The organism is Rhodococcus sp. SJ-2 (assembly GCF_053750035.1).
Genome location: NZ_CM132340.1, coordinates 2,751,337 through 2,763,950 on the forward strand (window position 1 = coordinate 2,751,337; position 12,614 = coordinate 2,763,950).

Below are 12,614 nucleotides of genomic sequence, written 5' to 3' on the forward strand. Positions count from 1 at the left end.
GGAGACACGATGAGCCGGAACGATCCGACCACCAGTATCGAGGCCACCCGGGTGGAGGCGACCCGGGCAGTCGAGGGTGCGTTGGACGACGGCGATCTGGCTGCGGCGCACGCCGCAGTAGCCGACCTGAGCGTGGAACTGCTCGTCGACGTGCTCGAGCGGTTGGACCACACCGATCGCGCGGTGCTCTATCGGTTGCTTCCCAAGGATCAGGCGATGGAGGTGTTCGAGCAGCTGGATCCGAGTCTGCAGAGCGCCCTCGTCGGCGGCCTGCAAGACGATCAGGTCGCGTCGATCTTTGCTGATCTCGAGCCCGACGATCGAGTCGAACTGCTCGACGAGTTGCCGGCCACCGTTGCGGCGAAGCTCATGCGCGGCCTCCCGTACGACGAACGTGAGATGACAGCGACGATCCTCGGCTACAGGCAGGGCGCTCTCGGACGGCGCATGAGCCCGGAGTTCGTCTCGCTGCGCCAAGACATGCCGATCGAGCGAGCCCTCGCGATGGTCCGTAGCCGCCTCCACGATGCCGAGACGGTCTACACCCTGCCGGTTGTCGACAGGAATCGGATCCTCGTGGGTGTGGTGGGCTTGCGAGATCTGATGGGCGCCCCGAAGGACGGCGCAGTCGGCGACATCATGAGCGAACCGTATTTCGCGCGGGCCACCGACGACGCAGAGGAAGCTGCCCGCCGCTGTGCCGAGCTGAAATTGCTGGCGTTGATCGTCGTGGACAGCGAAACACGACTGGTGGGCATCCTCACTGTCGACGATGCGTTGCGCATCCTGGAGTCGGCCGAGAGCGAGGACCAGGCCCGGATCGGCGGCACCGAGCCGCTACGCCAGCCCTATCTCGCCACGCCGGCGAGACAATTGGTGCGTTCGCGGGTCGTGTGGCTGCTCGTGCTGGCGATCGGAGCGACATTGACCGTGCAGGTGCTCGAGGTATTCGAATCGACCTTGGAACAGGCCGTGACGTTGGCGTTGTTCGTGCCGCTGCTCATCGGCACCGGTGGCAATACGGGAAATCAGGCGGCGACCACCGTCACGCGGGCATTGGCTCTCGACGACGTGAGTCCCCGAGATGTCGGCCGTGTCGTCGTCCGTGAACTCAGGGTGGGGTTCTCGCTCGGGGTGCTGCTCGGTTCCGTGGCGTTCGTCCTCGCAACTGCCGTCTACGACATGTCGGTGGGCGCGGTGATCGGGCTGACCCTGGTCACCGTGTGCACCCTCGCAGCCACTGTCGGTGGAGCGATGCCGTTGGTCGCCAAGGCTATCCGCGTGGATCCCGCAGTGTTCTCCAATCCGTTCATCACGACGTTCGTCGATTCGACGGGATTGGTACTGTATTTTCTCATTGCGAAAGCCGTGCTGGGAATTTGACGAGACCGCTTGGTGTTCAGTAGGACTCGAATCGGACTGCGGCACCGGGGTGCAACAATGCAGGGGGAGTCCGATCCGGTTGCCACAGAACTTGTTCGGTGGTGCCGATCAGCTGCCAGCCTCCCGGAGAGCTTCGCGGATAGATCCCGGAGAACTCGCCTGCCAATCCCACGGCGCCCGCGGGCACCGAGGTCCGCGGGGAGTCTCGACGCGGTACCTGCAATCGGCTGTCGCCACCCGTGAGATAGGCGAAGCCGGGAGCGAAGCCGCCGAACGCCACCGTCCAGGCGCGTCCGGTGTGCGCGGCGATCACACCGCTGACCCCCAGTCCGGTTCGTTCACCGACCTCTTCGAGATCGGGACCGTCGTACCGCACGCCGATCACCACTTCGGCCCCCGGGGCGGTGTCGGTGCGCATCGGCTGCGTCTCGACGAGCCAGCGGCGCACCGTGTCGGCGTGGGTCGTTCGCGTGTCGAAACGGACGAGCAGTGTGCGGGCAGCGGGCACCAGATCGACGACACCGTGTATCCGATTCGCGTCGAGTGCGCGAAAATGCGCGAGTACGTCGTCGAGTGAATCGAACTCCGCGAGTACTGCGGAGTCGCCGTTGCGCAGAATCCTCACGTGCCGCCGCCTAGACGAAAGCGCGGACGTCGATGTTCTCGGCATCCAGCAGGGCCCGGACGGCTACGGCCATGGCGGTGGCGTCGGGGGAGTCGCCGTGGATGCACACGGACTGAGGGTCCACACGAACATCGGTGCCGTCGATTGCTGTGACCACGCCTTCGGTGACCATGCGCAACACGCGCTGGGCCACCAGATCCGGATCGTGCAGCACGGCACCCGGTTCGCGCCGCGACACGAGGGCCCCGCCGGGGGTGTACGCGCGGTCGGCGAACGCCTCGGTCACCACGATCAAACCCGCGCGTTCGGCCTCCTCGAGGAACGCCGATCCGGGAAGCCCGAGAACAGGTAGTGAGGCGTTGTACGAGCGGATCGCCGCCACGACCGCGCGGGCCTGCTCGCGGTGGTGAACGATCGCGTTGTACAAAGCGCCGTGCGGTTTGACGTATCCGACCGTTGAGCCCGCAGCCCGGGCGAGGCCGTCGAGGGCGCCGATCTGGTAGATGACCTCGGCGGTGAGCTCTGCCGGCTCGACATCGATGAACCGTCGACCGAACCCCGCCAGATCGTGGTACCCCACCTGGGCTCCGATGCGTACGGTGTGATCCACTGCGCCCCTGCAGGTTTCGAGCAGATTCGACGGATCACCCGCGTGGAACCCGCACGCGATGTTGGCGCTCGTGACAAGCGAGAGCATGGCCTTGTCGTCGCCGAGTCGCCACTGCCCGTAGCTCTCGCCGAGGTCGCTGTTCAGGTCGATGCGTGTCACGTGTCCGATTCTAGGCGTGCGTCGGATGGTCGCCTCGAAGGCGCATGTCAGATTACTGCCCCCACGTCCTTCGCGACGATATTGTCGAGCGCGCGTTCGGCGACAGCGGCGATGGTCATCGACGGGTTGCACGCACCCGACTGGCCGGGAAGCAGTGCACCATCGAGCACGTACAGGCCGCGCTGGCCGTGCACTCGTCCGTCGAGGTCGCAGACGCCGCCCATGCTCGCACCGCCGAGCGGGTGCCACGTGGACGGCACGATGGCGTTGGTGTCGGTGGCGATACCTGTGTTGCCGACGATCCTGCGCACCGTGGGATCGATGTGACCGTTCTGGATCGCGACGTCGCCGTCCTTCGGCCAGTGCAGAATCGCGTCGTCGTTCGCGGAATCGTAGACGAACGAACCGCGGCTGTCGCTGATGCCGTAGCCCACGAGCACGGTGCTGTGGGCGTCGAGTCCCATCGCCGGAATCGACGCCTGGATCACCGTGAAGGCGGCGTTGGGGTCGTCCCAATTCTTGCTGCCGTAGACGACCGGACCGCCCTGCAGTGCACCGAAGTCCTCACGCATGTCGGACCAGAGGTAGATACGGTCGGCGTTGCTCCCCCAGTTGCGTCCGAGATCGTCGGGGAGATCCGGGATCTGCCCCTTCTGCGCCGCCCGGACCAGCAGCCGGGTCGTGTTGAGGCTACCGGCGGCCAGGATGAGCGTGTCGGTGGTGAGGATCTTGTTCTCGAGGAGCTGCCCGGAAGTGTCGATCCGGTCGACGTACACGGTCCACCGGCCGTCGGACGCTCGTTCGATGTCCTTGACTTCATGCTGGGCCTGGACGGTCACCAGACCGGTCGCCTCGGCAGCGGCGATGTAGGTGACGTCGACGGAATGCTTGCCGCCGTTGTTGACACCGAGAGCGCCGGAGCCGTCCGTGTACGACGGAGCCATCTCGCCGCGCAGTTCGGCGAGCGCGTAGTCCCAGTCGATCGGCATGGGAATCTTCTCGAGTGGAAGCCCCGCCTGTTTCACGCGCTCGGCGAATATCCGCGCGGCGGCGTAGTTGGGGTGGGAGACGAGTTCGTCGGGGGCGGTCGCGAGTCCCAGCATCCGCGACACACGTGGGTAGTGGACGCGATTCATCGTGGCCCAGTCGAGCTCGTTCGGGAAGTGGGTGTTGAACACTTCCTCGCTGGGCTGCAATGACATTCCCTGGTAGACCAGCGAGCCTCCGCCGACGCCTGCGGCACACAGGGCGGTCATGTTCTGTCCGACGACCGCCTCGACCAGGCCGGTGTGCGGCTCGACCATGACGGGCCTGCCGAAGAGTTCGGGTGCGGAGCGGAACCACAGCATGCGCCCGTCGGGTGCGTCGACTCGCGGGAAGGTCGTCGCGTCGGGTCCGGTGGGCCAGCGTTTTCCCCGCTCGAGGATGGTGACGGGCACCCCGGCTTCGGCCAGACGGAGTGCGCTCACCCCGCCGCCGAACCCGGAGCCGATGACGACGACGCGATGTTCTTCGCGTGTCAGCGGAACCTTGTTCGTTCGGGCAGCGATGCCCGACGAAGCGGCAATACCGCTGGATGCATGGGCGACGGCCGGCCCCGCCAACGCGGCGCCGACGGTGGCTGCTCCTGCGAGAAAAGTGCGTCTGGTGATGCTCGACAAGATCTCGACCCCCCAAGAGTCTGCTCCGGCCCGGTCTTCTCCGGGCCGCGTGCAAAACTAGACAGAAGGGTGTCGAGTGTCAAGGTTTAGGCATCGTAGGACCCAGCCATCTGGTGAGAAATCGCCGCAATTCGTCGTCCGAATGCATCTGCGGATCGTCGAACAGAACTACCGACAAACCGAGAAAGAGCGTGAGATCGGCGATGTCGTCGAAGAACGGAATCACCTCGGGGTGCCTGTCGGTCATGGGCGTAAGCAGTTGGTGGACGACCGGTTTCGCGCGGCTCACCATGCCTCTGTCGAAGAACGGATGCTCGCGACCCGAGCGGTGCAACGCGGAGAGCACCGGGTTGCTACGCACCGCCATCCGCCCCGCGACCAGAAGTTCGACCACGTACTCGCACGGCGTCGTGGTCCCGGCCAAGCGCGTGCGGATGTCGTCGAGGCCCCCAAGGGCAGCGCTCGCGACCGCCTGCGACACCAGATCTTCCCGGCTGCCGAATATCGAGTACACGGTCTGCCGGGAAACACCTGCGGCCTTCGCGACCCCCGCGATGGTGACGGCATCGAACCCCTCGTGGGTGATGAGCGCGAGCGTCGCGTCGAGGACCTTCGTACGGGAGCGCATTCGATGATTGTCCCGCACCGAGTGGACGTCAGGCCGCCGGTGTGAGAACCCGCCCCGCGCCCCGGCGGCGCTGCACCGACCCGATAGCCCGGCACACGAGGTAGATGACGAAGGCGATCGTCGTGATGAAACTCGACACCGGGACTCCGGGTGCGAGCGCGAGCAGGATGCCGCCGACGGCCGCGACCTCAGCGAAGATCACCGACAGGATCGTCGCGGCGAGTGGTCCGCGCGTGACCCGCGCTGCTGCTGCGGCAGGCGTGATGAGCAGGGCCATCACGAGCAGTGCGCCGACGATCTGCACACCGAGCGCCGCGGTGATGCCGACGAGCACCGCAAAGACCATCGACAGTGCTCGCACCGGGACGCCGCGTGCGGCGGCAACCTCTGGGTCGGTGCTCGCGAACAGTAGCGGACGGTACATCAGGAGCAGTGCGCCGATCACGAGGACCGCGCAGCCTGCGAGCAGCGAGATGCCGGTTCCGCCCGGCGCCACGATCTGGCCGGTCAACAGTGAGAACGCGGCGCCGGTTCGTCCGTCGTACGCCCACAGCAGCAATACCGCGAGGCCGAGGCCGAACGCCATGACGACGCCGATCACCGAGTCCCGTTCGCGGGCACGAGTTCCGAGCAGCCCGAACAGGATCGCGGCGACCACGGCGCCGACGACCGCTCCGAGCCCGACGGACACTCCGACCAGGAGCGCAGCGGCAGCGCCGGTGAGCGACAACTCGGAGGTGCCGTGCACCGAGAACGCCATCTGGCGACTGATGATCAGGGGGCCGATGACACCGGCGAGAAGGCCGAGGATGGCGCCGGAGATCAGCGCCTGCTGCACGAAGTCGTACTGCAGCAGCTCGGCAGTGGCCTGAAAATCGAACAGCCGTGCCATAGCGTCCGTGAACTTGCTGCTCATGACTGGTCCTCCGGGTGGTGATGGTGGACGCCTTCGCCGGGGCGGAGCCCGCCCGCGCTGCCGAGCGCATCGATGGCGTCACCGGTCCCGACGACGACGAGCCGCCCCCGCATCTCGAGCACCTCGACCTCGGTGCGGTACAGCTCGGAGAGCACCTCGGAGGTCATGACCTCCGAGGGTGTACCGATGCGGAACTGGCCGTCGACGAGATAGAGCACCCGGTCGACGAGGGGAAGGATCGGATTGATCTCGTGGGTGACGAACAGCACGGCGGTGTCGTGGTCCTTGCGCCGCTGGTCGATGAGCGCCGACACGAGATGCTGATTGGCGAGGTCGAGGCTGAGTAGCGGTTCGTCGCACAGCAGCACTTGCGGATCACCGACGAGTGCCTGCGCCACCCGGAGCCGTTGCTGTTCACCTCCGGACAGGTCGCCGACCAACGCGTTCGCGTACGACTGCGCACCGACCTGGGTGATCGCGGCGTTCACGGCGGCTTTGCGGCGCTTGAAATGTCGAATGCCGGTGCCCCACAGGTGTCCGTCCACGCCGAGTCCGACAAGGTCGCGGCCACGCAACGGGACACCTACGTCGAGGGTCTTCTGTTGCGGTACGTATCCGACATGAGGGCTGCCGGTATGGACCGGTGTGCCCGCGATGGTCGCCGTTCCAGCGCTGAGCGCTAGCTGACCGAGCAGGACTTTGAGGAGGGAGGTCTTTCCGGCGCCGTTCGGCCCGAGGACCGCGACGAACTCTCCGGGGTGCACCGCGAGGTCGAGGTGGTCCCAGAGGATGCGTTCGCCGAATGCCAGGCGGGCGCCGCTCAGCTCGACCGCGTGAGGTTCGACCGCGCGGGGATGGTCGGAGGGGGAAGATGTCACCGGAGTTCGCGTTCTCGAGCTGTGGTCAGGGACTGTGGTGAGGATTTACGACGCAGAATCGAGTCCGGTGGCGAGCGACTCGGCGGTCGTGGTCTGCCACTGAATGTAATCGACGCCCTCGGGCAGGGTCTCGAAAACCTCGACGACGGGAATGCCCGAAGACTCGGCAGCCGAGCGCATCTCCCTGCTCACCTTGTCCTCGGTCTGCGGGTTGTAGAGCAGGACTCCGACCTTCTTGTCGAGCAGCAGTTGCCGAGTCTCGGCGATGCTCGCGGGCGACGGGTCGGTGCCGTTCTCGATCGCGTTGGTGAAATCGGTGGGAGTCACGTCGTCGAGACCGGCCGCCAGCACGAGGTATTGGCCGATGGTCTCGGTCTGGACGATGGGCGCGTCGGCGTGGGTCTCCGCGATCCGAGCCGTGACGTCCGAGATGCCGTGCAGGCTCTCGTGGAACGCCGCGGCGTTGTCGCGGTACACCTGCGCGCCGTCGGGGTCGAGGCCTGCGAGCTGCTCGGCGACGGCGTGCGCGACCGCGTCCGCGGTCGCGAGGTCGTACCAGACGTGTTCGTTGATGCCGCTGTGATCGTGGCCGTCATGATCGTGGCCGTCATGACCGGGGGCGGCCTCGTCCGTCGCCGGAGCATCCGAGGCGGGGGCGTCGTGGTCCGTGCCGTGGTCGTGGCCTGCGTGCAGGTCGCTGTATTCACCCGACTCGAACAGTGCGAACGCCTCGACGGTGGGGACGTCGCCACCGACGGACTCGAGGATGTCATCGACGAAGTGGTCGTATCCGCCGCCGTTGTAGACCACCAGCGACGCGTCGCTGATGGCAGCGGCATCGAGTGGACTGGCCTCGTAGGAGTGTGGATCTGCGCTCGGTTCGGAGATCAGCGACTCGACCTCGATCCGGTCGCCCGCGACGGCCTGGGCGATCGAGCCCCACACGTTCGTCGACGCGACCACGCTCAGTTCGTCGTCCGAGCCCGAGTCGCCGGTCGTGCCGGAGCCACACGCTGCGAGGACGGTGGCACACGACAGGGTGGCCGCAGCAAGCGCGGCGCGGGAGGACATACGCACTGTTGTTCTCTCCTGAATCGGGGCGCGGGGGAAGGTGATGAGGCCACCCTAACGCTATTGGAAACCGTTACCGTTCCACTTTAGCGGACGATTCCGCGCATTCCGCCCAACCCGCCTGGTCGTGAGCATCGACACAGGACTACGGTCCGATCATGTCCAGGTCCCGTCAGCCGCGCCGACAGGCAACCCTGGCGTCGATCGCCGCCGAGCTGAAAATCTCTCGCACCACGGTCTCGAACGCGTACAACCGGCCCGACCAACTGTCCACTGAACTGCGCGAACGAGTCTTCGAGGTCGCCAAACGCCGGGGCTACGCCGGCCCCGACCCGATGGCCCGATCCCTGCGTACCCGCAAGGCAGGCGCGGTCGGAGTACTACTCACCGAAGCGCTGAGCTATTCGTTCCGCGACCCGGCAGCGATGAGTTTTCTCTCCGGCCTCTCCGAAGCCTGTGAGGCTGCCGGGCAGGGCCTGCTGCTCATTCCGGCGGGGCCGGGCCTCACCGACACCGAGGCCGCGCAGGTCGTGCATCGCTCGTCCGTCGACGGGTTCGTCGTCTATTCCGTGCCGCCCGAGGATCCGTATCTGGCCGCTGTGCTCGAACGACACCTGCCGATCGTTGCATGCGACCAGCCTCGCGGTATCGGGGCGGCGCCCGTCGTGGGCATCGACGACCGCTCGCCCATGCGTGACCTCGCCGCCCACCTGATCGAGCTCGGTCACTGCGAGTTCGGGATCGTCTGCATGCGGCTCGGTCGCGAACGACACGACGGTGTCGTGGACCTCGCTGCGCTCGAAGACACGGGCTTCCACGTCCAACATGAGCGGATACTCGGCGTGCGCGACGCCATGCGCGACGCCGGGCTCGACGATTCCGCGCTCACCGTCGTCGAGCGTTTCACCCACACCTCCGGCGACGGGCAGTCTGCTGCGGCGCAGATCATGAGCGTCAATCCGCGGATCACTGCGCTGATGTGCACCACCGACGTGCTGGCGCTCGGTGCGCTCGCATGGGCCGACCAGGCGGGGCTCGACGTCCCCGGACACCTGTCGATCACCGGGTTCGACGGCGTCGACGAGGCACTGCGCGAAGGTCTGACCACGGTGAGCCAGCCTCAGAAGGACAAGGGACGTCGCGCGGGTGAGCTCCTGCTGGCCTCGCCCGTGCACTCGGGCATCCCCGAGATCGAGACCCTCGACACCCAGCTCGTCTTCGGTAAGACCTCTGGGCCGGTCGAGAGCACCGGCTGGTACGCCGAGTAGGCCGGCTCAGGCGGGGTTGGCGGCGAGCAGCTGCGCGCAGCGCAAGAGGCCGATGTGGCTGTAGGCCTGCGGGTGATTGCCCAGCGACCGCTCGGCGACCGGATCGTACTCCTCGCTGAGCAGTCCGGTCGGGCCTGCCGCGGCGACGAGTTGTGCGAACAGTGCCTCCGCGTCGTTGCGCTGCCCGATGAGCAGATACGCCTCGACGAGCCACGCCGCGCACAGGTGGAAGCCGCCTTCGATGCCCGGTAGCCCGTCCTCATGGCGATACCGGTACACCGTCGAACCGCTTCGCAGTTCCGCTTCGGTGGCGCGGACCGTCTCGCGGAACCGCTCGTCCGTGGGATCGATCAGTCCGGTCAGCCCGATGAACAGAGTTGCCGCATCGAGGTCGGAGCCGTCGTATGCGGCGGTGTAGGAGCGGACGTCGTCGTTCCAGCCCTTCTCGAGGACCTCCTCCGCGATTTCGTCGCGCAGGGATTCCCACCCTTCACCGGCGGGGCGGGAGAACGTATCGGCGAGAGTGAGGGCCCGGTCGACGGTGAGCCAGCCCATCACCTTCGAATAGACGTGGTGTCGAGGGTTGTCGCGGATCTCCCAGATGCCGTGATCAGGTTCGAACCAGCGGCGCTCGACCGCTGTGACCATCGAGCAGACCAGCTCCCAGTCGCGATCGGTGAGCGCAGAGATCCGGTCGGCGCCGAGTGCATCACGCCGGTGAGCGATTGCGGCGATCAGGTTCACGATGGGACCGAACACATCGAGCTGAACCTGCTGGTTGGCCGCGTTACCGACGCGCACCGGTCGTGAACCGGCGTATCCGGGAAGGGAATCGAGAACGGCCTCCGGTGGCAACGGGCCACCCGCAAGCGTGTAGAGCGGGTGCAGGCGCTCGGGCCCGGGTAGGGTCTCGAGGACGTCGTGCACCCAGTCGAGGTAGTTCTCCGCCTCGACGAGGGAGCCCACGTCGACGAGCGCATGCGACGTCAGTGCCGCATCTCGCAGCCAGCAGTACCGATAGTCCCAGTTGCGTACCCCGCCGATCTCCTCGGGCAGTGAGGTGGTCACCGCAGCGAGAATCGACCCGGTCGGCTCGTGAACGAGGCCGCGCAACGTCAGTGCCGACCGCTTGGCGAGATCCGGCTTGAGTGTGGGGAGGTCGAGTTCGGCGGCCCACTGCCACCAGTACGCTTCCGCGTGTGCCCGCCGTTCCACCTCCGATGTCGGGTGCTTCTCGAGATCATCTGTACCGCAACGTAATTCCAAGACTATGTCGCCGTCGGCAGGATCGACGACAGCGTGGGCGGTCTGGTGGACGCCCTCGCTGGTGATGTCCCAGCGGACTCCCGGCGACCGCAGGACGAACGGTTCGTTGAAGCCGTGCACCCGTAGGCCTTCGTCGACGGCTTCGAGGACCACCTGGCCCTGGCCGAATTCGGGACGCGGTGCAAATGTCACGACCGCCGTTGCCCGGCCGGAGATGACCCGTGTCAGGTCGGTGCGGCCGGCCTCGACGTCGTGCGGCAGGTAGTCGATCACCGCGAGGCTCGCCCAGCGGGTCACGACCGTCATCGTCGAGTCGATGTACCGCTGACTCAGCGGAAGTGCTTCGCGCGTCGGTCCGATAGTGAAATGACCAGCAGCGTCGCCGCCGAGGAGATGCGCGAAGATCGCGGCCGAATCGGGCTCGGGATGACACAGCCAGGTGATGGTGCCATCGGGGGTGACCAGCGCCTTCGAACGCGGGCTTGCGAGCATGGTGAGTCGCTCGATCGGGCTGGCATGCGCACCCGAGAGCCACGTGCGGCGTTCTTCGAGAAGGAATGCCAGCGCCGCGATCACGTCCTCGGAGCGGTCCACCCGGTACTCGGCGACCGTCGCGCCTTCGCCCACCTTGATGCCGACGTCGGGTCCGCGCAAGGAAGCGAATGCCTTCTCGTCGGTGACGTCGTCGCCGAAGAACACGGCGGCGCTGGAGGCTTCCTGGTGCCGGATGATGTCGAGTGCGCTGCCCTTGTCGGTCGGGACGACGGACAGCTCGATGACGGCCTTGCCTTCGGTGACCTGGATGCCGGGCAGCAACGCGAGGTCGCCGCGTACCGCAGTCAGGGCGTGTTCGGCGTCCCCGCACTCGGCGTTGCGTACGTGGAGGGCGGCGCTGGCGGGTTTCGCCTCCACCCTGGTACCGGGGAATCGGCTCGCGATGGCCTCGAGTCCCGTGACGATGTAACGGAGCCGGCTCTTGGATTCGTCGTCGATCGCGTGCACGAATCCGACATCGAACTCGGAGCCGTGACTTCCGACGAGCTTGACCTCCACCGGCAGACGTGAAAGCGCTGCCAGATCCTTGAGCGCGCGCCCCGAGATCACCGCCGCGGACGTCGCAGGCAGAACCGCGAGGCCCCGCATGGCGCGGACTGCTTCGGCGTGCGGATGAGCGTTGTCGGGATCGGACACGATGGGAGACAAGGTGCCGTCGTAGTCGCTCGCAACCAGCAACCGGGGCGCGCGTGCGACGGCGGCCAGCGCCCGGCGCAGCTCGATGGGGAGGTCTAGTGCGCTCACCTGTCCCAAGGTAGGCGAAAAAGCCGGTGCACCCACCCGTGTGGAGGCAATCGCGGGGGTGTTTCGCGTTACACCCGCGAAGTGCTGGATGAAAGAGTCGTTCTGCTCAGGAATCGCTGCGCGACTCGGCGCCACCCGGCGTGGAGTAGACCTCGCGGGGGGAATCGCCGAGCAGCAGGTCGACGGTCAGTTCCAGGCGGCGTGCAACGTCGGTGGCCGAAGACCGGCGAGTCAGCCACGCCACGAGGTTGGACAGCCACACATCGCTGATGACGCGCGCTATCGCGAGTTCTTCCTCGGTGGGTTCGCCTTCGTTCATCGCCTTGGCGAAGAGTCGGTCCATGAGCTTGCCCACCTGGTCGACCTCGGCGGCTGCCGACGCGTCGGCGAACATGAACGCCCGTGTCATTGCCTCGGTGAGCAGCGGGTCGCGTTGCATGGCCTTGGTGATCAGGCTGAGGATCAGGTGCATGCGTTCGAGTGGACTGTGTCCGGGCGGGATCTTCCCCCTGCCCTCGATGCGGGCGAACTCACGTCCGAGTGCCGAGACCAGCAGGTGCACCTTCGACGGGAAGTACCGGTACAGCGTGCCCACCGCGACATCTGCGCGTTCCGCCACGGCGCGCATCTGCACGGCCTCGTATCCACCCTTGGACGCGAGCGTCAGGGTGGCATCGAGTATCCGCTTGCGCCGTTCCTTCTGGGCGTTGGAACTGAGATCGTCCTCGGTGAGGGCGGCCAGGGTTCCGTTGCCGTTGGAACGCGAGCGGGACGGGGTGACCATAGATCGTTTCCTCACACCTTGACTCTGGACCGGTGTCATATTAGAACACGTTCTAGGTAATGATGT

General features: G+C 66.5%; 11 protein-coding genes. 2 read left to right on the plus strand and 9 right to left on the minus strand.

What is annotated here, in order from left to right; genetic code table 11:
* The first annotated feature begins 9 nt into the window (after positions 1-9).
* Positions 10-1,383, plus strand: coding sequence for a magnesium transporter (gene mgtE, locus ACSYG9_RS12900; RefSeq protein WP_169688075.1), 1,374 nt, complete (start codon positions 10-12; stop codon positions 1,381-1,383).
* Between the two features lie 16 nt (positions 1,384-1,399).
* Here the strand turns inward: mgtE and ACSYG9_RS12905 are convergent, their stop codons facing one another.
* The 7 genes from ACSYG9_RS12905 to ACSYG9_RS12935 all read right to left on the minus strand — a co-directional run bounded on the left by ACSYG9_RS12905 (position 1,400) and on the right by ACSYG9_RS12935 (position 7,937).
* Positions 1,400-2,008 carry a 5-oxoprolinase subunit B family protein gene (locus tag ACSYG9_RS12905; protein WP_454842735.1) on the minus strand — a complete coding sequence of 203 codons (609 nt, stop codon included), beginning with the start codon at positions 2,006-2,008 and terminating at the stop codon, positions 1,400-1,402.
* A 10-nt stretch (positions 2,009-2,018) separates the two neighbouring features.
* Positions 2,019-2,777: a 5-oxoprolinase subunit PxpA gene (locus ACSYG9_RS12910; RefSeq protein ID WP_440122908.1), complete on the minus strand. Its 759-nt coding sequence runs from the start codon at positions 2,775-2,777 to the stop codon at positions 2,019-2,021.
* A 47-nt stretch (positions 2,778-2,824) separates the two neighbouring features.
* Positions 2,825-4,438 (minus strand): GMC oxidoreductase, encoded by a 1,614-nt coding sequence (locus tag ACSYG9_RS12915; RefSeq protein WP_440122909.1) that lies wholly within the window; start codon positions 4,436-4,438, stop codon positions 2,825-2,827.
* 79 nt (positions 4,439-4,517) lie between these two features.
* On the minus strand, positions 4,518-5,066 hold the full coding sequence (locus ACSYG9_RS12920; protein ID WP_454842737.1) for a TetR/AcrR family transcriptional regulator: 549 nt from the start codon (positions 5,064-5,066) through the stop codon (positions 4,518-4,520).
* 28 nt (positions 5,067-5,094) lie between these two features.
* Entirely contained in the window at positions 5,095-5,982 is an 888-nt protein-coding gene (locus tag ACSYG9_RS12925; protein WP_440122911.1) for a metal ABC transporter permease, read from the minus strand.
* Positions 5,979-6,860 (minus strand): ATP-binding cassette domain-containing protein, encoded by an 882-nt coding sequence (locus ACSYG9_RS12930; RefSeq protein ID WP_440122912.1) that lies wholly within the window; start codon positions 6,858-6,860, stop codon positions 5,979-5,981. Before ACSYG9_RS12930 ends, ACSYG9_RS12925 begins: the two co-directional genes overlap by 4 nt.
* 45 nt (positions 6,861-6,905) lie before the next feature.
* Positions 6,906-7,937: a metal ABC transporter solute-binding protein, Zn/Mn family gene (locus ACSYG9_RS12935; RefSeq protein WP_440122913.1), complete on the minus strand. Its 1,032-nt coding sequence runs from the start codon at positions 7,935-7,937 to the stop codon at positions 6,906-6,908.
* Between the two features lie 152 nt (positions 7,938-8,089).
* Here ACSYG9_RS12935 and ACSYG9_RS12940 point away from each other — a divergent pair, with 152 nt between their 5' ends.
* Positions 8,090-9,199, plus strand: a complete 1,110-nt coding sequence (locus tag ACSYG9_RS12940) for a LacI family DNA-binding transcriptional regulator (protein WP_454842738.1) — start codon at positions 8,090-8,092, stop codon at positions 9,197-9,199.
* 6 nt (positions 9,200-9,205) lie between these two features.
* Here ACSYG9_RS12940 and otsB read toward each other — a convergent pair whose 3' ends face one another.
* Positions 9,206-11,764, minus strand: a complete 2,559-nt coding sequence (gene otsB / locus ACSYG9_RS12945; protein ID WP_440122915.1) for a trehalose-phosphatase — start codon at positions 11,762-11,764, stop codon at positions 9,206-9,208.
* A 106-nt stretch (positions 11,765-11,870) separates the two neighbouring features.
* The gene (gene kstR, locus ACSYG9_RS12950; RefSeq protein ID WP_440122916.1) at positions 11,871-12,548 is read right to left on the minus strand and encodes a cholesterol catabolism transcriptional regulator KstR; all 678 of its coding nucleotides are present in this window, start codon (positions 12,546-12,548) and stop codon (positions 11,871-11,873) included.
* Positions 12,549-12,614 lie beyond the last annotated feature (66 nt).

Bases quoted from the DNA above. Each gene is read 5' to 3' on its own strand.
- ACSYG9_RS12920 (WP_454842737.1), bottom strand. From the start codon at position 5,066: ATGCGCTCCCGTACGAAGGTCCTCGACGCGACGCTCGCGCTCATCACC.
- kstR (WP_440122916.1), bottom strand. From the start codon at position 12,548: ATGGTCACCCCGTCCCGCTCGCGTTCCAACGGCAACGGAACCCTGGCC.
- ACSYG9_RS12940 (WP_454842738.1), top strand. From the start codon at position 8,090: ATGTCCAGGTCCCGTCAGCCGCGCCGACAGGCAACCCTGGCGTCGATC.
- mgtE (WP_169688075.1), top strand. From the start codon at position 10: ATGAGCCGGAACGATCCGACCACCAGTATCGAGGCCACCCGGGTGGAG.
- ACSYG9_RS12925 (WP_440122911.1), bottom strand. From the start codon at position 5,982: ATGAGCAGCAAGTTCACGGACGCTATGGCACGGCTGTTCGATTTTCAG.